A 20,357-nucleotide genomic window follows, 5' to 3' on the forward strand; every position below is an offset into this window, starting at 1 on the left:
TCAAGCCCTCATTGAGTTCGGATAGAAGCACTCGTTCGCCGATGCCATCTCGCGCAGTTGCTGGCCTGGCTCGTAGGCCGGCCCCAATGCACTCAGCTCGTCACAACGGCGCACCACTTCGGCAAGGCCCAGCCAGTCGGCATATTTGAGGGGGCCGCCGGCATAGGCAGGGAAGCCGAGACCAAGCTGCATCGCCAGGTCCACTTCCGCCGCGGTTCCGACCACGCCCTCGTGCAACGTTCGCGCTGCCTCGAGCACCATCGGGAGCATCATGCGGTCGATGATCTGTTCGCGAGTAAAATCCCGGCGCCCCTCGGATTGCAGTTGCGCAAGCAGCGCGTGTGCATCCGTTGAAGATGTCCGTCGCGGCTTGCCGCCGGTCGCACTCGCCTCGTAGTCGTAAAAACCCAAGCCGTTCTTTTGACCAAACCGACCATTACGCACCATCACTCGCAGCGCGTCGTCAGCGAACTCGGGCATCCGGTCCGCATACCCAGTTGAAATGACATTGTTGACATGGCTACCCGTGTCCATGCCGACCACATCTTCCAGATAGGCCGGCCCCATCGGCCAGCCGAAGGACTCCATCACCTTGTCGACCTGCTCGAAGTCCGCACCGTCCGCAACCAGCCTCAGAAAGCCGCGCATGTAGGCGGTCAGCACCCGGTTGACGAGAAACCCGGGGCAATCGCGGACGACAATGGCCGTCTTGCCCAACGCAATTGCGTAGGCCACCGCGGTCGCCACGGCCTGATCGGAAGTACGCGTGCCGCGCACGACTTCCACGAGCGACATCATCGGTACCGGATTGAAGAAGTGCATACCGACAAACCGTTCAGGACGCTTGAGCGGCGCCGCAATGTCGTCGATGCGAAGACTTGACGTGTTGGACACCAGGATCGCCCCATCCTTGAGTGAAGGCTCCAGGTCCGCCAGGACCTTGCGCTTGATGTCCAGGTTCTCGACGATCGCCTCGACCACGGCATCCGCCTCGCCGCTTCCCGCAAGATCCAGTTGCGGCTGGACAGCCGACAGAATCTCGACGCTTGCGGATTCGCTCAGGCGCCCGGTCTTGACCTGACGAGCAACTTGCTTCCGAGCCTCGGCCATGCCTTGGTCAAGCGCTCGCTGCTGCAGATCGTACATACGGACTGGAATCTTCCGCAGGGCATTGGCAATCGCTATCCCGCCGCCCATGATTCCCGCACCCAGCACCAACGCGCGAGACACGTTGTCCGCCCCTTTTGCGTGGTTGCGCGCGATCTTCTTGACAGCCTGTTCGCTCAGAAAGGTCTGAACCATCGACGCCGCGGCTTGAGTACGCGCGATTTCACCAAACACCCGCGCTTCCAAAGCCAGGGCGCCGGCACGGTCAAGGGTCGCCCCCTCAGCCATCATGTCGATTGCCGCCAGCGCAGCAGGTTGGTGCGGCGAGCCACGCTCGCCTGCAATGGCGCGAGCTTGCTCAAAAGCCGCTGCGGCTTGCCCTGCCTCCATTGACAATGGCTGGCGCTTTCGATCCTGTAGCGCCTGCCAATCGACTTCGTTGGCGATCGCACGTTCAAGCAAATGGATCGCACGAGACCGCAGTTCGTCCGGTGCCGCAATATCGTCCACAACGCCGGCTGCAACGGCCCCAGCCGGCTTGGCAGGTTTGCCTCCGGCGACCCAGTCGCACGCCACCGTCGCTCCTGCAATGCGCACCAGCCGGACCGTGCCCCCGAATCCCGGGAACAGGCCTAGCTTCACCTCTGGCACACCGATCCGAGCCTCACTCGACATGACTCGCATTGCACCGGTCAGCGCAAATTCGAGGCCTCCGCCCAATGCGAAGCCATTGATTGCCACCACGGAAGGAACCGGCAGGTCTTCGAACTGGATGAATGCTTCGTTGCTTCCCGCCACGTCAGCAGCAATCGCGGCCGCTGGCTGGGCAAACTTGACCCCGAACTCGGTGATATCCGCACCGACGATGAAAACGTCCTTCGCACTGGTCACCAGGACGCCGCGCAAGCCCGCCTGATCCAACAGGTACTGGTTGGCCTGCCGCAATTCGTCGATGGTTCTTCGGTCGAATTTGTTGATGGATTCGCCCTGACGATCGAAGCACAATTCGAAAATGCCGTTGTCGCCCAGTGGCGAGACACGCAAGCTTTGCCCTTGAAACACGATGACTCCTACTGGCACCGGCCAGAATGCAGTGAAGTCTAGAAGCCACCGCGTGTAGCGCCCATCGTCGGAAGCGACGAATCCCGAGTTGCCGGAATCTCCCCTCTAGCATTCGGAATCGGCGGATCAGCTGTGCAGGCGCATGATCGAGGCGATGACGCCGATCACCGAAGCGGGTTCACGTGTCCCGACCGCTTTCACCGTCGCGGCCTGACGATCATCGCTTTTCGCCCCGGCTCGCTCCCGTCCTCTCGCGTACCACCTTCGGTGCCGGCTCGGAAGTCCGTGGATTCGCGCCGTAACGCATTCCATCGACAAACAGAGAGACCAACCTGCGGGCATCAGGCGGCTCGGGACATTCAAGGGGCGCACAAAGCGCGCCAACAGCACACAAGAGCTCGTCTGGCTGGATTCCTTTGCGAATTTCGCCTGCACTCGTCGCTGCATCGAGGAGGCTCTGAACGACAGGACGGAGTCGTTCCAGGAAATACAGCGGCAAAGCCTTGAAGGCCGGGTCACCCGAATTGAGGGCGGCCGCCAGTCCGCGCCGCGTCGTCACGAATTCAACGTAGTGCTCTATCCATCCCACGAGTGCCTCGCCAGCGCCTAGCCGAGCGGCCAGATCGCCCCCTGCGTTCGCACACGCATCCACTTCGCTGCACAACGCAGCGACGACAAGGTCCGAACGTTTCGGAAAGTGACGATAAATCGTGCCGATTCCCACCCCCGCCTTTTGCGCGATCTCGCGCACCGGCGCATCGACCCCGGACGAGTCGAAAACATCGAGCGCGGCACGGAGAAGCGTCTCCATGTTCCGTTGAGCGTCGGCCCGCATCGCGCGCGGCACCTGTCCGATGGTGGATTTGCTGGTCTCGTCATTCAATTCATCTTCCCCCCTTGATAAATGGAACAGTGTTCCGTATAGTCCGTAAACGGATCGCCGTTCCGGTTGCATTCTAACTGACTCGGATCCATTCCTGCCGATTGCCCGACTGGCGATCGGCCCAACTCATCGCCCACATCGGGCGTGCTCATGAAATTGGAGAAGAAGTATGGGTAAATTGGACGGTAAGGTCGCTGTCATCACCGGCGGCAATTCGGGGATGGGCCTTGCGACGGCCCGGCTGTTCGCCCGCGAAGGCGCCAAGGTCGTCATTACTGGCCGGGATCGGGCAACCCTCGATGCCGCGGTGCAAAGCATAGGAAACGGCGCTGACGCGATCCGCAGCGATATCTCGAAGATGTCGGACATCGACGCGCTTCATGACCATGTCGCAAAACTGCATGGTCGCGTCGACATCATTTATGCGAACGCCGGCGCGGCGCGCCCCAACATGTTTGAATACATGTCGGAGGAAGAATTCGATTTCACGATTTCGAATACGTTCAAGGGGACGTACTTTACGGTGCAGAAACTCCTGCCGCTCATGACCTCAGGCGGTTCGATCGTTCTCAACACCACGACCCTGACGACAAAAGGCCTTCCCTATGTCAGCGTCTATTCGGCCGGGAAAGCGGCCATTCGCTCGCTGGCGCGATCGCTCGCCGCGGAACTCACCCATAAGGGCATACGGGTGAACGCCATGGCGCCTGGTTACATCGATACGGACCAAGCGCGCAAATCAGGGGTGAGCGAAGAGATGATCGAGCAGACGAAGACCCAGGCGCACACCCAAATTCCGATGCATCGAAGCGGCACCGTCGATGAAATCGCAAAAGTTGTCCTGTTTCTCGCCTCGGATGATTCGTCCTACATGACAGGCAGCGAACTCTGTGTCGATGGAGGCTGGAACCAGGTCTGATCCATGTCGTGATACAGAAGGGGCGACATCACCGTCATCGTGCAATGACGTGGTGTCGCGCTTCGAACCGAAGCGCGACACCACGTCGACGACAATTTGCGGGACGACTGCGATACAGACGGAACCGCCTTCGTGACGACGCCGGTTCCGAACCATCCGAGATGCGTTGTGTTTGGCTCATGGTTGGCAGTGCAAATCGAATCGACGCGCTTACATGTTCGGATAATTGGGGCCGCCCCCACCCTCCGGGGTGACCCATACGATATTCTGCGTCGGATCCTTGATATCGCAGGTCTTGCAGTGAACGCAGTTCTGCGCGTTGATGGTCAGCCCTTCGCTACCATCGGCCTTCGTCCCGAACTCGTAGACGCCGGCCGGGCAAAACCGCGCTTCCGGGCCGGCATACTGCGCAAGGTTCACCCGCACCGGAACGCTCGCATCCTTCAGCGTCAAGTGCGCGGGCTGGTTTTCCTCGTGATTCGTATTCGACAAGTACACGGAGGACAGCCGGTCGAACGTCAGCTTCCCGTCCGGTTTCGGATAGACGATTTCCCTGCAGGCCGATGCGGGCCGGAGCGTCTCGTGGTCAGCATGCCGGTGATGAAGTGTCCATGGAACGCGGCCGCCGAGCACCTTCTGTTCGAGGCCTACCATGAACGTGCCGACGTAGAGCCCCTTGCTCATCCATTGCTTGAAATTGCGCGCGCGATGCAGTTCGTCCTTCAACCATGAACGCTCGAACGCCTGCGGATACGCGATCAGTTCGTCGCGCTGTCGTCCCGCGCGCAGCGCTTCATGGGCCGCTTCCGCGGCCATCTTTCCGCTCGCGATGGCCGCGTGGCTGCCCTTGATTCGCGACGCGTTGAGAAAACCCGCATCGCAGCCGATCAGTGCACCGCCCGCGAACGTGAGCTTCGGCAACGACGTCAGCCCGCCTGCGGTAATCGCGCGGGCGCCGTACGACACCCGCTTTCCGCCTTCGAGAAATTTGCGAATCTCGGGATGCGTCTTGTACCGCTGGAACTCCTCGAACGGCGACAAGTAGGGGTTCGAGTAGCCGAGGCCGACGACGAAACCGACCACCACCTGATGGTTGTCGAGGTGATAAAGGAAGGACCCGCCGTACGTGTCGCTATCAAGCGGCCAGCCGGCCGTATGAATGACGAGCCCCGGTTGATGCATGGCCGGGTCGATTTCCCACAGCTCCTTGATGCCAAGACCATGCACCTGCGGATCGGCACCGTCGCGAAGCTTGAAACGATCCATCAACTGACGGCCGAGGTGGCCCCGCGCGCCTTCCGCGAACAGCGTGTATTTCGCGTGCAGTTCCATTCCGAGCTGGAAATTCTCGGTCGGCTCGCCGTTCTTGCCGACACCCATGTTGCCGGTCGCGACGCCTTTCACTTCGCCGCGCTCGCCGTACAGGATCTCGGCCGCCGGAAAGCCCGCGAAAATCTCGACGCCCAGTGCCTCGGCCTGCTGACCGAGCCAACGCGTCACGTTACCGAGGCTGACGACGTAGTTGCCGTGATTCTTGAAATTGTCGGGCAGGAGCCAGTTCGGAACCCGCTTCGCCCCGCGTTGCGACAGGAACAGGAACCGGTCTTCGGTCACCTCGACGTCAAGCGGCGCGCCCTTCTCGCGCCAGTCCGGCATCAGCTCCTGAAGCGCGCGCGGATCCATGACCGCGCCGGAAAGCGTATGCGCGCCGATCTCGGAGCCTTTTTCGAGCACGCAAACACTGACGTCCCCGCCGCTCTCGAGCGCCAGCTGCTTGATCCGTATCGCGGCCGACAGTCCTGCCGGCCCGCCGCCGACGATGACCACGTCGTACTCCATGGATTCGCGGGGGCCGAATTGCTCGACGAGATTCTGTGTGTTCATGTGTGGAGATCGCAAATTTTCAAATGGATAGTCGCCGGCCAACTGCGCCCCTGGCCGCGGCCCGCTCGCGCGTGGCGTCCCCGCCATGATTCGCACGACACGTCGAGCCAATCCTACCCATCGAGCAAGCGACGTCGCGCGATATAACCGGACGTTATGCTCCAAACAACCGCCGCTTGGATTGGCGAGCGGAGGCAGTTGTCGGAAGCGCCGCCCTCGAATCGATTCGATTCACTTGCATGGAGCGTATGCCTCGCTCAACGGCTCACCGGCACACCGGCCGACATAAGATCCCCTTATGCTCGACACAATCGCACGTAGATTTTTCGCTGGCATGCACGCCGGCCGCGCTCGCGCGCCACGCTGCGCCTTTTGCTAAAAATCGCCCCCGCTTATATTGCCGGGCTCCGGTTTTTTCCGCGTCAGACTCGTTCATACCCTGACCAGAAGGAAACGGAATCATGAACTCGTATGACGTCGTCGTAATCGGTGCTGGCGTGATCGGCAGCTCCGTGGCGTTCCACCTGTCGAAGCTCGGCGCCAGGAACGTGCTCGTCCTGGACCGGGGCACGATCGGCGCGGGCACGACCTCGCAGTCCTCGGGCATCCTGCGCACGCACTACTCCGTCAAGGAGAACGTCGAGCTGGCCCGCAAGTCGTGGCACGTCTTCAATACGTTCCCCGACTATCTCGGCGACGACGAAGCATCGTGCGGCCTCGTCAAATGCGGCTACATGATCGTCGCGCCGGAAGGCGACAAGCTCGAACCGCTGCGCGCTTCGCTCGACCAGCAAAAGGAACAAGGCATTCCGCTGGAATTCCTCAACCGGCAACAGGCCGCCGAACTGCTCCCGATCGCCCGCTTCGACGACTGCGCGCTGATCGGCTACGAGCCGGAAGCCGGCTTCGCCGACGCCTATCTCGTCGCGACGAGCTTCGCGCGTGCCGCACGGCGCGGCGGCGTCACCGTGAAGGAAAACGTCAACGTCGACAAGGTGCTGATCGAGAACGGCAAGGTCGTCGGCGTGTCGACCGATATCGGCGAATTCAAGACGTCGATGGTCATCAGCACGCAGAACATCTGGACGCCGGAACTCGCCGGCTGGACCGGCAAGACGCTGCCGATCATGCCCGAGCGGCACGCCGTGCTCGCGCTCGAGTGCGATGCGGCCAAGTACACGTTCTCGATGCCCGTCTTCAAGGATCTCGCGTCGCCCGGCATGCTGTACTGCCGCAGCTACGGCGGCAACCAGATGCTCGTCAGCGAAGGCGTGGTCGGCGAAAAACTCAACGCCGCGGACGTCGAGCAGGGCGACATCCCGATGGACTACATCGTCGATGTCGGCGCGCAGGTCGCCGAACGCTTCCCGGCCTACGAAACCGCCGGCATCGCGTCGTCGTGGACCGGCGTCTACGACGTCACCCCGGACTGGAACCCCGTGCTCGGCAAGCTGCCGGGCATCGAAGGCCTGGTGGTCGGCTACGGCTTCTCCGGGCACGGCTTCAAGCTGTCGCCGACCGTCGGTCTCGTGCTCGCGCAGGAAGCGCTCGGGCTGCAGACCGAGGTGTCGCTGAAGCCGTATTCGATCGAGCGCTTCGCCACCGGCGAATTGCTGAGCGGCAAGTATGGTCTCGGCGCGGTGTCCTGAGGACGCCATGGTGTCGCTGATCGACGTGTATCCGGTCGAATCCATTCCGACCGAACTGTGGCGCAATGGCGGCGGCGTCACACGGACCCTCGCGACCTGCGGCGCCGATTGGCGTGTCAGTCTGGCATCCATCGAGCGCAACGGGCCTTACTCGCGGTTCCCCGGCATCGATCGCGTGTCGCTGGTCCTGAGCGGTCACGGCGTTACGTTGACCAGCAATGACCTGGCCGTGCGGCTGGGGCCATGGGTCGTCGAGAAATACGACGGTGACGCGGACTGGCACGCCGCCCTGATCGATGGCCCGTCGCTGGCGCTCAACGTCATGACCAGGAAGGACCGGTACCGGGCAAGCGTCCGGCTCGTCGACGCACCGATCGTCGTGCGCCCGGGATGTTCGGCAATCGTCGTCGCAATGGACCGCGGGTGTACGTTCGCCGAAGGCCCCGACGCCCGCGCGGGTGACTTGATGCCCGGGCACGTTCTCGTATCGGAACACCATGCCCAACCGCTGCGGCTTGCCCCGCAGGCCGCAAGCGCCGACGACGCCGCGCGCGAGCCGTACGCCGTGCTCGTGACCATCGAGCCCATTCCTGTCGTCGACGCACATTTGATATTCAGAGGAATATGACAATGAAAGTTATTGCAGCCGTGAAACGCGTGGTGGACTACAACGTCAAGGTGCGCGTGAAGTCCGACCACACGGGCGTGGAAATCGGCAACGTCAAGATGTCGATGAACCCGTTCGACGAAATCGCCGTGGAGGCCGCGACGCGGCTGAAGGAAGCCGGCCACGCGACCGAGGTCGTCGCCGTGTCGTGCGGCGTCGCGCAGTCGCAGGAAACGCTGCGCACGGCGCTCGCGATCGGCGCCGATCGCGGCGTGCTCGTCGAGACGGACGCGGAACTCCAGCCGCTGGCCGTCGCGAAACTGCTGAAGGCCGTGATCGACAACGAGCAGCCGCAGCTCGTCATCCTCGGCAAGCAGGCGATCGACGACGACGCCGGGCAGACCGGCCAATTGCTGGCCGCGCTGCTCGACTGGCCGCAGGCGACCTTTGCCAGCCACATCGAGATCGGCGACGGCGTCGCGACGGTGACGCGCGAGGTCGACGGCGGCCTCGAAGTGATCTCGCTGACACTCCCCGCCATCGTGACGACCGACCTGCGGCTGAACGAGCCGCGCTACGTCACGCTCCCCAGCATCATGAAAGCGAAGAAGAAGCCGCTCGACACCGTCACGCCGGCCGCGCTCGGCGTGGACCCGTCGCCGCGGCTGAAGACGCTGAAGGTCGTCGAGCCGCCCGTTCGCAAGCCCGGCGTGCGGGTCCCCGACGTTGCGACGCTGATCGAGAAACTGAAATCCGAAGCCAAGGTGATCTGAATGACGACGCTGGTTATTGCCGAACACGACAATGCTCAACTGAAGAGCGCGACACTCCACACCATTGCCGCGGCCCGCACGCTGTCGAACGGCGTTCACGTGCTCGTCGCCGGCCACGCCGCGCAGCCGGTCGCGCAAGCGGCGAGCCAGGTCGCGGGCGTCGACAAGGTCATCCACGTCGACGCGCCGCATTTCGCCGACGCGCTCGCGGAAAACGTGGCCGCGCAGGTGCTGGCACTCGCGGGCGACTACACGCACATCCTGTTCCCGGCCACGGCCGCGGGCAAGAACGTCGCGCCGCGCGTCGCGGCCAGGCTCGACGCCGCGCAGATTTCCGACGTGATCGCGATCGATTCCGCGGACACGTTCCAGCGCCCGATCTATGCGGGCAACGCGATCGCCACCGTGCAGTCGCCGGACCCGGTGAAGGTCGCCACCATCCGCACCACCGCGTTCGATGCGGCACCGGCGCACGGCGGCAGCGCGCCGATCGAAACCGCGCCCGCGGTCGCGGATACGGGGTTGTCGCGCTTCGTGCGCCGCGAAGTGGCGAGCAGCGACCGGCCGGAACTGACGGCCGCGCGCGTCGTCGTCGCCGGCGGCCGCGGCCTCGGCAGTGCGGAGAACTTCGCGCTGCTCGACCCGCTCGCGGAAAAGCTCGGCGCGGCGGTCGGCGCATCGCGCGCGGCGGTCGATTCCGGCTACGCGCCGAACGACTGGCAGGTCGGCCAGACCGGCAAGATCGTCGCGCCGGAGCTGTATGTCGCGGTCGGGATTTCGGGTGCCATCCAGCATCTGGCCGGCATGAAGGATTCGAAGGTCATCGTGGCCATCAACAAGGATGCGGATGCACCGATCTTCGGCGTCGCCGACTACGGTCTCGTCGGCGACCTCTTCGACATCGTCCCGCAACTGACGAACGGGCTCTGAGCGCCACTTCGATACGCGGGTAGCCGGGCCGGCTCCCGCGTTGGCCGCCATCACCGGATCTCCGTGATGGCGGTTTTTTTTCGGCTTGCAGGCAAGCCGCGGCAAGTGCGCCGCGAGTTGCATCGCTTAACGATCGACGTTACGCAACGCATCGACTGCCGCACGCACCATGCGCGCCACGACCGGCCCGACCTGGTCGGCGCGATCCGCCCGATAGTCGAACGGCGGCGTCTCGTCCATGTAGGTCGACTGGCACATCTCGAGCTGGATCGCGTGGACGCCGTCAGCCGGCCGGCCATATTCGCGCGTGATGTATCCGCCCTTGAAACGCCCGTTCGCCACCCAGGTGAACGGCTGGCGATCGAGCGTGCCGGTCACCGCGTCGAGAATGCGCGCATCGCAGCTCGCGCCCGAGTTCGTGCCCAGGTTGAGGTCCGGCAGCTTGCCGTCGAACAGCCGCGGCAGCACACTCGCGATCGAGTGGGCCTCCCAGAGCAGCACCGCACCGTGCACGGCCTTCAGGCGGTCGAGTTCGGCGCGCAGCCGCGCGTGATACGGCTGCCAGTACGCCTCCAGGCGCCGCGAGATTTCGGCCGCGTCGGGCGCGGCACCGCTCGCATAGAGCGGCTCGCCGTGAAACGTCTCGGTCGGGCACAGCCCGGTCGTCGTCTGTCCCGGATACAGGTTTTCGCCGCTGGCCGGCCGGTTCAGGTCGATCACGTAGCGCGACACGCGCGCCGCCAGCATCGATGCCCCCGCGTGCTTCGCGAACGCATAGAGCCGGTCCAGGTGCCAGTCGGTGTCGGCGACGTGTTCCGCGACGCCGGTCAATTGACTTCGGACCTGCGGCGGGATGTCGGTCCCGAGATGCGGAATCGAGATCAGGAGCGGCAGTTCCCCCTGATGAAAGTGGAATACGGCGTCGGTCAAGTTGGAATCTCCATGGAGGAATGGGGCCGGGATGGATGGGCTGCTTCCGGGCGCGCGGTCACGCGTGACGGTCGAATGCGCCGGACGCAAGACCCGACCGCTGCCGCGGTTCCGCATGCATCGCAGCAACGCAATGGCCAGCGCCGTTTCGGCACGCGGCCAAGCAACGACGCGACGGAATCCGTTCGAATCCCGTCGCGCCGCCCGCATCACGCTCGATCGACTTCCGGCTGGACACGTCGATCGGCTGGCGGGAGATCGGCGTTACCCGAACGCCGAATGGAAGTGAGAAGCGATCGGCTACGCGAAATCCTCGCTCAACACCATGAGCTGCGTGTTTCCGCCGGCAGCGCTCGCGTTGACCGTCGTCACGCGTTCGCGAACGAGGCCGGTCCAGTCGTACATGCCGTGAACGTCCGGCGCGAGCACGACGGCGCCGGCATCCGCGGCGGCGGCCCGGATCGATGCCGCCTGCGCTTCGTCGTCGACCAGCACGACGGCCGGGCGAACGCCGGCGATCTCACCGCGAACGACCCGCTGCACGTCGTCCGAGTCGACGATACGGCAGTGTCCGGCGAGGCGGGCAGCCACGTCGCCGGCCATCGGCGACTTCAGCAAGATCACCTCGTTGCCGAACGCCGTCGCCGCGACGGCCTGCGCGATCACGCTGCTCATCGACGCCCCCGCGCAGAGGACCTGGCCGCGGGCGAGCACCTCCGTCGTGTTCTCTTCGCCCGTCAGTGCCGGCAGGCCGATCGGAACCGTGTCGGCAATCAGGCGGGACAGTTTCATGCCCGCATTCGCGATGACGTCGGCCGCCGCCAGGCGCCGCTCCGATGCCAGCGAGAACAACGCATCGACCCGAGCACGGCTCGCCTGCTTCGCTTGCTGAAGCGCGGCCTGCCGCGCCACGAAGCGGCCTTCGCCGTTCTGCGCCGGAAACTCATAGAACTTTTCGCTGTTCAGCCTCGACGACGGCGCGAACGGGCCGTTCGCGCCCGCATACGCATCGGGAATCTGTCGGGTGAGTGCCAGCAGCGTCAGCGGGCCGCCCATCATCGGCCCCGTTCCCGACGCGTTCACGCCGCCGAACGGCTGCATGCCGACGAACGCACTGTGCATCGCGCGATTGACGCATACGCTGTTGGCGGTGGAACGCGACAGCAGCATGCCGGCGGCCTCGTTGATGCGCGTATGCAGCCCGACCACGCCGCATCCGATTGCGTTGAGGCGGTCCATCAGCCGGTCCATTTCGCCGGTCTTCCAACGGACGACGTGCAGCACGGGGCCGGCGGTCGCAAGATCGACACCCGGCAACGCGTCGACGGTGCCCAGATCGACGATTGCAGGCGCAACGAACTGGCCTTTCGCACAGTCGCCCGATACACGGGCACGGGTGACCTTGAATCCGCGGCGCGCCATGTCCGCGAGGTAGCTATCCAGCTGGTCGCACAGCTTGCGTGTCGCCACCGGCCCGATGTCGGTCGCCGAATCCAGCGGATCGCCGATGCACCGCTCGCTCAGCATCCCCGTGAGCATCCGCAGCACGATCTCCGCTGTGGAGTCCTGCAGGCACAGGATGCGCAGCGACGACGCGAGTTGCCCGGCATGCTTGAAAGCCGACACCATCGCGTCGGAGATGACCTGTTCGGGCAGCGCCGAGCTGTCCACGACCAGCGCGTTCACGCTGCCGACGATCGTGACGAGCTTCGCGGCACTCGACGCCTGTGCGAGTTGCAACGCGATCGCCTTCTCCACACGCGACGTGCCCGTGAAAAGAACGGCCGCCACGCGGCGGTCGGCGACGAGCGCGCGTCCGACTTCCTGTCCCGAGCCCAGCAGAAGCTGGACGACGCCGTCGGGAATGCCGGCCTCCAGGAACAGACGGACCGCCGCATGGGCGACCAGCGAACCGGCCGACGACGACGGCTTGGCAATCACGGTATTGCCGGCCGCGACCGCGGCCGCGATCTGACCGACCGCGGTTGCCAGCGGCGAAGCCGACGGCGTGATGCTCGCGACCGTACCGAGCGGTTCCGCCGCTTCGACGCGACCGTCCGTTCTCAGCTGGTACGCATACAGACGACAGAGGTTGACGGACTTGCGAATCTCGTCGGCCGCTTCCGCCAGCGTTGCACCACTTTCCAGCACCAGCAGCGCACCGAGCCGGCACGCGCTCTGCTCGATTCGGTCGGCCACCGAATCAAGGCATGCCGCGCGATCGCCCGCGGATTGCCGACGCCACGCGGCTGCCGCCTGCACGCTGGCGGCGAGTGCAGATGCCACTGCGTCCGGTCGGCATGCAGTCACGCTGCCGATAACCTCGGACGAATCGCTCGCGCTGAACACCAGCGCGGTTGCATCGGAATGGATGTCCGACACGCCGGCGACGATGGACTGTGCGCTCAGCCGATTCGCGCGCAGTTCCGCGATGGCCGCATCGAACTCCGCCGACTGGCTGAAACTCAGCGCACCGGCGTTGACGCGCCCGGGCAGCACGCCCGTCGGTGCGACGATGCCGGCATGCGGCCGGCCGCCGGTGCGCGCCGCGCGCGCGACCGGATCCTCGACGATGTCGTCGATGCTGACCGCCTCGTCGACGATCTGGTTCACGAACGACGAGTTCGCACCGTTCTCGAGCAGGCGCCGGACCAGATAGGCCAGCAACGTCGCGTGCGGCCCGACCGGCGCGTAGATGCGGCAGGCACGCCCGAGTTTCGATTTGCCGACGACCTGGTCGTAGACAGTTTCGCCCATCCCGTGCAGGCACTGGAACTCGAATTCCTGGTCCCCGCCCAGCGTGAACGCGGCGGCGAGCGAGAACGCGTTGTGCGTCGCGAACTGCGGGAAGATCGCGTCGGGCGCGGCCAGCAGCGCCTTCGCGCAAGCGATATAGCTGACGTCGGAATGCACCTTGCGCGTGAACACCGGGTAGCCGGCCGCGCCCGCATCCTGCGCGAGCTTGATCTCGGTATCCCAGTACGCGCCCTTCACGAGGCGGATGTTGATGCGCCGGCCGGTCGCGCGAGCGAGCGCGATGATCCAGTCGGCCACGGCGCGCCCGCGCTTCTGATACGCCTGGAGCGAAATGCCGATACCGTTCCATCCGCGCAGGCTCGGTTCGCGGCAAAGCCGCTCGAGCATCTCGAGCGTCAGGTCGAAGCGTGCCGACTCCTCCTGGTCGAGGTGGAAACCGATCTGGTAACGCTTCGCGAGTTCCGCAAGCTGCAGCAGCCGCGGATACAGCTCCGCGATGACCCGCTCGCGCTGCGGCAGTTCATAGCGTGCGTGCAGGCCCGAGATCTTCACCGATACGCCCGGGCCCTCGATCGGCCCCTGTCCGCCGGCGTCCTTCCCGATCGCTTCGATCGCATGCTTGTACGAATTGAAATACGCGAGCGCATCCTCGTCGGTCAGCGCGGCTTCGCCGAGCATGTCGTACGTATAGCGATACCCGCCGGCTTCGTGGCTTTTCGCGACCCCGATGGCCTCCTCGATCGTCTGCCCCGTGACGAACTGCTTGCCGAGCATCCGCATCGCGTAGGCCACTCCCGCCCGCACCACGGTCTCGCCGCCCTTTCTGAGCACGCTCATCAGCGCCTCGGTCAGCGCGGCATCGTCCGGCTTCTTCAGCAGCTTGCCGGTAATCAGCAGGCCCCACGCGGTCGCATTGACAAAGAACGACGGCGACTTGCCGAGATGCGCGCGCCAGTCCGCGTCGACGATCTTGTCCCGAATCAGCTGGTTGCGCGTTTCCGTATCCGGAATGCGCAGCATCGCTTCGGCGAGACACATCAGCGCGATCCCCTCGCGGCTGTCCAGCGAGAATTCCTGCGTGAGCAGATCGACGCCGCCCGCGTCGATGCGCGCATCGCGAACGCCCTGTGCCAGCTTCCCTGCGAGCGCTTGCGCCTTGGCGAGCGTCGGACCGTCCATTTTTGCTTCCTGCATCAGCGCCTGCACGACGACCTGCTCGTCCAGCGAGGAAGCGTCGACGATTCTGCGGCGCAGCGCGCTCAAATCAGTCGGGACCGTTTGCATTGCTTTGAATTCCGTCAGCATTTTGATTGACCCACTCGTTGCTTCGACAATGTGTTGTGTTTCGCTCGCGTGGAAACACGCGATACTCAGCCGGCCTGCCCGCGCAGCCGTTCGGTGCGGCGCCGCAGCCATTCGAGCGTGACGAGCAGCAGTGTCGATACGACCACGAGCACGGTTGCAACGGCGAGGATGGTCGGGCTCAGCTGCTCGCGGATGCCGGCCCACATCTGCCGCGGGACGGTCCGCTGGTCCGGGCCCGTCAGGAACAGCGCCACGACGATCTCGTCGAACGACGTCGCGAATGCGAACAGCGCGCCCGACACGACGCCCGGTGCAATGATCGGCAGCTTGACCTGCCAGAACACGCGCATCGGCGATGCGCCCAGGCTGCGTCCGGCGCGCGTCAGGGTCTCGTTGAAGCCCGCCAGCGTGGCGGTCACCGTCACGACGACGAACGGCACGCCGAGCGCCGCGTGCGCGAACGTCAGGCCGAGCAGGCTGCTGGTCAGTCCGAGCGGGCTGAACGCGAAGTACACGCCGACCGCGGTGATGATGACCGGCACGATCATCGGCGAGACCAGCACGCCGGTGATGAACGACTTGCCCTTCAGTCGCGGATGCATGAGGCCGAGCGACGCCAGCACGCCCAGCAGGCTCGCGAGCAGCGTCGAGCTGACGCCGACGATCAGCGTGTTGCGAAGCGCGAACATCCATTCGGCGCTGTCGAAGAATTCCTCGTACCAGCGGAAGCTGAACCCGGGCATCGGATACGTGAAGTACGGCTGCGAATTGAACGACAGCGGCATCACGACCAGGACCGGAAGCACCAGGAACAGCAGCACGAGGAGCGAGATCGCGACGTGCGCGTAGCGTCCCGCGCGGCCCCAGATCGTCACGTAGGCAGGAAAATTGAACATGGCTTCACCCCAGCTTCACGCCGGCACCGCCGGTCAGTCGAACGAACATCCCGTACACGATCAGCACGCCTGCCAGCAGGATCGTGGCCAACGCACTGGCGAGCCCCCAGTTCAACGTCGAATTCACGTGGTTCGCGATGTAGTAGCTCGCGAGCTGGTCTTCCGGGCCGCCGACGATCGCGGGCGTGATGTAGTAGCCGACCGCGAGGATGAAGGTCAGCATGCCGGCCGCGCCGACGCCGGGCAGCGTCTGCGGGAAATACACCTGGAAGAACGACCGGATCGGGCCGGCACCGAGCGAGCGCGCCGCCTTCATGTACAGGTTCGGCACGCCCTTCATCACGCTGTAGAGCGACAGGATCGCGTACGGCAGCAGGATGTGCGTCATCGCGACCAGCACCCCGAAGCGGTTGTAGATCAGCGGCAGCGCCGTATCGGTGAGGCCGAGCCGGATCAGCCAGTCGTTGAGGACACCGTTGGTCTGCAGCACGACGACCCACGCGGTCGTGCGCACGAGGATCGACGTCCAGAACGGCAACAGCACCATGATCATGAGGACGTTGCTGTATCGCGCCGGAATATTGGCCAGGAAATAAGCCACCGGATAGCCGAACAGCAAACACAGCAGGCTCACCGCGATACTGACCCAGGCCGTGCGCAGAAACACGCCGATATACAGCCGCTCGCCCGGCGACTGACGGACGATCTCGCCCGTTTCGTCGCGCTTGAAGTCGAGGGCCTTCAGGTAATAGCCGAACGTCCAGGGCGACGCGGCGTACTTGATGGTCGACCACGTGCGAAGCTCATCCCAGCGCGGATCGATCGCCGCCATCCGCACACGCCACGTTCCGCCCGACGCGGCCGTGTCGTCCGCGAGCTGCCGGGCAGTCTTCATCAGCAGGCCGCGCATCCCGGTTTCGTCGTAGTTCAGGCGGGACGCGATGCGGCTGAGCCCCTCGCCTGCCCGGCTCGCGACCAGCTCCTTCCCGAACGTCGCATACAGCTGCTCGTCCGGCAGCGTGCCGGCCTTCGGTTCCCATTCGCGCAGCATGGCCGCGGTATGCGGCAGTTCCCGCGACACCGTCGGGTCACGCAGGCTTTTCAGCAGCAGGCTGCCGATCGGAACGAGGAACGTCACCAGCAGGAAGGCGAGCAGCGGAAACATCAACAGCATCGCCTTGATCTGACCCGCACGTTCGGTCCTGCGCAATTTGGCCTTGAGCGCCTTCGAATCGGGAACGGCGACGTTCTCGATCCCGTGTGTCATGACCGTCATATCACTGGGAAGAATCATCATGTTCGGCGGTTGCAACCGCGCCTCCTGGTATGGGCAGTAGTCGGTCCGGTGACTTCCGGGCCGGCCGGACCGCAATCTTCTGGTTCAGGTCGCCGGCTCGGCCCGTGCAGAGCATGACGATAAGGAATCCAGACAATTTATTCCGGTTCGCTTCGCGGTCTCCACGCTGAATTGCCCCGGTGTTCCGGCGAGACGCCGGCCCTGCTACATCGACGTTACAGTGCCCGGCACGCGTCGGCCATCCAGCCGATATCGACGGCGTCGCCGATCCGCAGGTTGCGCGCGGCGCCGTCGTTCGGCAGCTTCACGATGAAATCGCCGCGGCCGCATACCTGCATGACGATGCGCAGGTGGTCGCCGTAGTAGATCAGGTCCTTGACGCCGGCGCTGAACACGTTGTCGCATCCGCGCGCCTGCTCGCCCACGGCGATACGTTCGGGACGCAACGACACGCTGGTGCTGCCCGACAGCTGGATCCCGCCGTTCGCGCTGGCATGGATCGCCTGACCGCCGTCGAGACGAACGACGCAGTGCGGATGGTCGAGCGACGACACGACCCCGTTGAGCTCGTTGCTCTCGCCGATGAAGCGGGCGACGAAGGCGTTGGCGGGCTTCTCGTAGAGCTCCGACGGCGACGCGAGCTGCTGGATGATCCCGTTGTTGAACACCGCGATCCGGTCCGACATCGTCATCGCTTCGCCCTGGTCGTGCGTGACGTAGACGACGGTCAGTCCGCTCTGCTCGTGAATCTGCTTGATTTCGTACTGCATCTGCTCGCGCAGCTGCTTGTCGAGCGCGCCGAGCGGTTCGTCCATCAGCACCAGCGCCGGCTCGAACACGAGTGCGCGCGCCACGGCGATGCGCTGCTGCTGGCCGCCCGACAACTGCGCCGGCATGCGGTGCGCGAACTTCTCCATGTTGACCATCCGCAGCGCCCGCATCACTTTCGTGTCGATATCGCTTCTGGAGACCTTCCGGACCTTCAACGGAAACGCGAGGTTTTCCGCGACCGACTTGTGCGGAAACAGCGCATAGCTCTGGAACACCATGCCGATGTTGCGGCGCTCCGGCGGAATCCGGTTGATCGGTTTTCCCTGGAGGAGAATCTCGCCATGCGTGGCGGTTTCGAAGCCCGCGAGCATCATCAGGCAGGTCGTCTTGCCCGACCCGGACGGCCCCAGCATCGTGAGAAATTCGCCCTGCTCGATCTCGAGGTTGAGATTTTTCACGACCAGCGTTTCGCCGTCGTAGGTCTTCTGGACGTTCTTGAATGAGACGATCGTCGACATCGTATTCTCCTGTCGATCAGAGTTAGCGCTTTAGCGCTTTACTCTGATCCCATGCTTCGCGGTCGATCAGAGTTAGCGCTTCAGCGCTTTACTCTGATCCCATGCTTCGCGGTCGATCAGAGTTGGCGCTTCAGCTGTCGCTCCGATCCCTTGCTTCACGATTGATCAGAGTCGGCGCACGCGCGCCTGCGTCGACCGGAGCCCTGCGTCAGCATCGGCTCCGGCCCCATGCTTCGCACCCTGACCGCATGCAAAGCTGCGCGGCAAACCTGACCCGGGCTTATGCGCCGAACCGCCACTCGCGCGGCGGCAGGTACGTTTCCTTGACCACGCGCGGCGACGCCCAGCGCAGCAGGTTCAGGTACGAACCCGCCTTGTCGTTCGTGCCGCTCGCCCGGCCGCCGCCGAACGGTTGCTGGCCGATCATCGCGCCGGTCGGCTTGTCGTTCAGGTACAGGTTGCCCGCGGCGTTGATCAGCGCGGCTTCGGCCTGGTGCAGCGCGAAGCGGTCGGTGCTGAAGATCGAGCCGGTCAGCGCGTAGGGGCTCGTCGCATCGATGAGCTCGAGCGTGTCCGCCCATGCGTTGTCGTCGTAGACGAACACCGACAGGACCGGGCCGAACAGCTCTTCCGTCATCAGCGCGTGCTTCGGATCCGAGACTTGCAGCACGGTCGGCTCGACGAAGTAGCCGGGATCCGACCAGGTCTTGCCGCCCGACACGACGGTCACGGAGCTGTCTTCCTTCGCCGCGCCGATCACGCGTGCGAGCTTCTGGTACGACGCCTGCGAGATCACAGCACCCATGAAGGTGTTCGCGTCGGCGACGTCGCCGACCTTGAGTTCCGCCAGGCGCTCGCGCAGTTCGTTGCTCACCGCCGGCCACAGGCTGCTCGGAACATAGGCGCGCGATGCGGCGCTGCACTTCTGGCCCTGGTACTCGAATGCGCCGCGAATGAGTGCGATCGCGACTTCGGACGGTTTCGCCGACGCATGCGCCAGCACGAAATCCTTCCCGCCCGTTTCGCCGACGAGACGCGGAATCGTGCGGAACGCGTCGACCTTCGAAGCAACACCCTTCCACAGCGACTGGAACACCGCCGACGAACCCGTGAAATGGATACCCGCCAGATCGCGCGAAGCGAGCGCGACACGCGTCGTCATCTCGGCGTCGCCGGGCACGAAGTTGATGACGCCCGGCGGCAGGCCTGCCTCCTCCAGCGCTTCATAGAAAATGTAATTCGCGAGCGCCGACTTTTCGGACGGCTTCCAGAGCACCGTATTGCCCATGATCGCCGGCGCGGTCGTCAGGTTGCCGCCGATGGCCGTGAAGTTGAACGGCGAGACCGCATACACGAAGCCTTCGAGCGGCCGCCAGTCGGCACGGTTGACCGCGCTCGGTACCGACAGCGGCTGCTCGGCGTGCACGCGCTGCGCATTGAACGCATTGAAGCGCAGGAAGTCGATGAGCTCGCACGCGCTGTCCGGCTCCGCCTGGTCGATCGTCTTGCTCTGGCCGAGCATCGTCGCCGCGTTGATCTTCACGCGCAGACGCGTCGCGATGATTTCGGCGGCGCGATGCAGGATCGTCGCGCGGCTGGCGTGCGTCAGGCTCGCCCAGTCGCGCGCCACCGCTTTCGAACTCGCGATGGCTTCCGACACCTGCGCTTCGGTCGGACGGTGGATGCGGGCCAGCACGCGTTGATGATCGTGCGGTGCGCGCACCTCGACCGTATCGTTCGAGAAATATTTCTTCCCGCCGATGACGGTCGGGATGTCGACGACTTCGCGTTGCCCGAGGGCCTTGCTCAGTGCGTCTGCGGCTTCGGTTCCCGGGCGGAACGACACTTCCGGTTCATTGGCCGGCAGCGGAAATTGTGCACCTGAACTCACGCTCACTCCTTGTCAAATCGTTTCGATAAAACCGATCGGGGAAGCCGCATCCGTCATCGGGTTCTCCCCCGTGTTCGGCGCGGGTTTCGGCAGCATTTCCCGGATCGGTCACTTCAGTTTCGAGAGTAGTGGCTGCCAAAAAAGCCCCGCGTTGCTTCATGTCGACTTATGCAAAGAA

At 64.4% G+C, this 20,357-nt stretch carries 15 protein-coding genes; 6 read left to right on the plus strand and 9 right to left on the minus strand.

From position 1 onward, the window contains the following. Together fadB and DIE22_RS24645 are read right to left on the minus strand one after the other, a co-directional pair. Positions 1-2,169, minus strand: a complete 2,169-nt coding sequence (gene fadB, locus DIE22_RS24640; protein ID WP_124606280.1) for a fatty acid oxidation complex subunit alpha FadB — start codon at positions 2,167-2,169, stop codon at positions 1-3. 217 nt (positions 2,170-2,386) lie between these two features. After that, entirely contained in the window at positions 2,387-3,052 is a 666-nt protein-coding gene (locus DIE22_RS24645) for a TetR/AcrR family transcriptional regulator (protein WP_260426753.1), read from the minus strand. A gap of 169 nt (positions 3,053-3,221) precedes the next feature. On the opposite strand from DIE22_RS24645, the gene DIE22_RS24650 reads away from it, so the two are divergent. After that, positions 3,222-3,971, plus strand: a complete 750-nt coding sequence (locus DIE22_RS24650; RefSeq protein ID WP_124606281.1) for an SDR family oxidoreductase — start codon at positions 3,222-3,224, stop codon at positions 3,969-3,971. Between the two features lie 210 nt (positions 3,972-4,181). Here the strand turns inward: DIE22_RS24650 and DIE22_RS24655 are convergent, their stop codons facing one another. Continuing rightward, the gene (locus DIE22_RS24655) at positions 4,182-5,855 is read right to left on the minus strand and encodes an electron transfer flavoprotein-ubiquinone oxidoreductase (RefSeq protein ID WP_124499075.1); all 1,674 of its coding nucleotides are present in this window, start codon (positions 5,853-5,855) and stop codon (positions 4,182-4,184) included. Positions 5,856-6,316: 461 nt separating this feature from the next. Here DIE22_RS24655 and DIE22_RS24660 point away from each other — a divergent pair, with 461 nt between their 5' ends. Genes DIE22_RS24660 through DIE22_RS24675 form a run of 4 tightly spaced genes read left to right on the plus strand, consistent with a single transcriptional unit; the run spans position 6,317 to position 9,814 of the window. Continuing rightward, the gene (locus DIE22_RS24660) at positions 6,317-7,504 is read left to right on the plus strand and encodes an NAD(P)/FAD-dependent oxidoreductase (protein ID WP_124499076.1); all 1,188 of its coding nucleotides are present in this window, start codon (positions 6,317-6,319) and stop codon (positions 7,502-7,504) included. Positions 7,505-7,511: 7 nt separating this feature from the next. Further along, a complete protein-coding gene (locus DIE22_RS24665) occupies positions 7,512-8,132 on the plus strand; it encodes a HutD family protein (RefSeq protein WP_260426754.1) in 621 nt (206 codons plus the stop codon). A gap of 2 nt (positions 8,133-8,134) precedes the next feature. Then, positions 8,135-8,884, plus strand: coding sequence for an electron transfer flavoprotein subunit beta/FixA family protein (locus tag DIE22_RS24670; protein ID WP_124499077.1), 750 nt, complete (start codon positions 8,135-8,137; stop codon positions 8,882-8,884). Next, positions 8,885-9,814, plus strand: a complete 930-nt coding sequence (locus DIE22_RS24675) for an electron transfer flavoprotein subunit alpha/FixB family protein (protein ID WP_124606282.1) — start codon at positions 8,885-8,887, stop codon at positions 9,812-9,814. Positions 9,815-9,940: 126 nt separating this feature from the next. Here DIE22_RS24675 and hutG read toward each other — a convergent pair whose 3' ends face one another. Beyond that, entirely contained in the window at positions 9,941-10,744 is an 804-nt protein-coding gene (gene hutG, locus DIE22_RS24680) for an N-formylglutamate deformylase (RefSeq protein ID WP_124499079.1), read from the minus strand. 31 nt (positions 10,745-10,775) lie between these two features. Between hutG and DIE22_RS24685 the strand changes: the two genes are divergently transcribed. After that, on the plus strand, positions 10,776-11,033 hold the full coding sequence (locus tag DIE22_RS24685) for a hypothetical protein (RefSeq protein ID WP_124499080.1): 258 nt from the start codon (positions 10,776-10,778) through the stop codon (positions 11,031-11,033). 11 nt (positions 11,034-11,044) lie between these two features. Here DIE22_RS24685 and putA read toward each other — a convergent pair whose 3' ends face one another. The 5 genes from putA to pruA form a co-directional block, all read right to left on the minus strand. Further along, a complete protein-coding gene (putA, locus tag DIE22_RS24690; RefSeq protein ID WP_124606283.1) occupies positions 11,045-14,785 on the minus strand; it encodes a bifunctional proline dehydrogenase/L-glutamate gamma-semialdehyde dehydrogenase PutA in 3,741 nt (1,246 codons plus the stop codon). Positions 14,786-14,871: 86 nt separating this feature from the next. Next, positions 14,872-15,702, minus strand: a complete 831-nt coding sequence (locus DIE22_RS24695; RefSeq protein WP_124499082.1) for an ABC transporter permease — start codon at positions 15,700-15,702, stop codon at positions 14,872-14,874. Positions 15,703-15,706: 4 nt separating this feature from the next. Further along, a complete protein-coding gene (locus DIE22_RS24700) occupies positions 15,707-16,969 on the minus strand; it encodes an ABC transporter permease (RefSeq protein ID WP_260426755.1) in 1,263 nt (420 codons plus the stop codon). Between the two features lie 245 nt (positions 16,970-17,214). Then, positions 17,215-18,288, minus strand: coding sequence for an ABC transporter ATP-binding protein (locus tag DIE22_RS24705; protein WP_124499084.1), 1,074 nt, complete (start codon positions 18,286-18,288; stop codon positions 17,215-17,217). Between the two features lie 280 nt (positions 18,289-18,568). Then, positions 18,569-20,179: an L-glutamate gamma-semialdehyde dehydrogenase gene (pruA, locus tag DIE22_RS24710; RefSeq protein ID WP_124606285.1), complete on the minus strand. Its 1,611-nt coding sequence runs from the start codon at positions 20,177-20,179 to the stop codon at positions 18,569-18,571. Between the last annotated feature and the right edge of the window lie 178 nt (positions 20,180-20,357).

It is taken from the genome of Burkholderia sp. Bp9142 (assembly GCF_003853415.1).
GTDB lineage: Bacteria > Pseudomonadota > Gammaproteobacteria > Burkholderiales > Burkholderiaceae > Burkholderia.

Coding starts and splice junctions, on each gene's coding strand:
- DIE22_RS24650 (WP_124606281.1), top strand. CDS start 3,222: ATGGGTAAATTGGACGGTAAGGTCGCTGTCATCACCGGCGGCAATTCG.
- DIE22_RS24655 (WP_124499075.1), bottom strand. CDS start 5,855: ATGAACACACAGAATCTCGTCGAGCAATTCGGCCCCCGCGAATCCATG.
- DIE22_RS24660 (WP_124499076.1), top strand. CDS start 6,317: ATGAACTCGTATGACGTCGTCGTAATCGGTGCTGGCGTGATCGGCAGC.
- DIE22_RS24665 (WP_260426754.1), top strand. CDS start 7,512: ATGGTGTCGCTGATCGACGTGTATCCGGTCGAATCCATTCCGACCGAA.
- DIE22_RS24670 (WP_124499077.1), top strand. CDS start 8,135: ATGAAAGTTATTGCAGCCGTGAAACGCGTGGTGGACTACAACGTCAAG.
- DIE22_RS24675 (WP_124606282.1), top strand. CDS start 8,885: ATGACGACGCTGGTTATTGCCGAACACGACAATGCTCAACTGAAGAGC.
- DIE22_RS24685 (WP_124499080.1), top strand. CDS start 10,776: ATGGATGGGCTGCTTCCGGGCGCGCGGTCACGCGTGACGGTCGAATGC.
- putA (WP_124606283.1), bottom strand. CDS start 14,785: ATGCAAACGGTCCCGACTGATTTGAGCGCGCTGCGCCGCAGAATCGTC.
- DIE22_RS24695 (WP_124499082.1), bottom strand. CDS start 15,702: ATGTTCAATTTTCCTGCCTACGTGACGATCTGGGGCCGCGCGGGACGC.
- DIE22_RS24700 (WP_260426755.1), bottom strand. CDS start 16,969: ATGACACACGGGATCGAGAACGTCGCCGTTCCCGATTCGAAGGCGCTC.
- DIE22_RS24705 (WP_124499084.1), bottom strand. CDS start 18,288: ATGTCGACGATCGTCTCATTCAAGAACGTCCAGAAGACCTACGACGGC.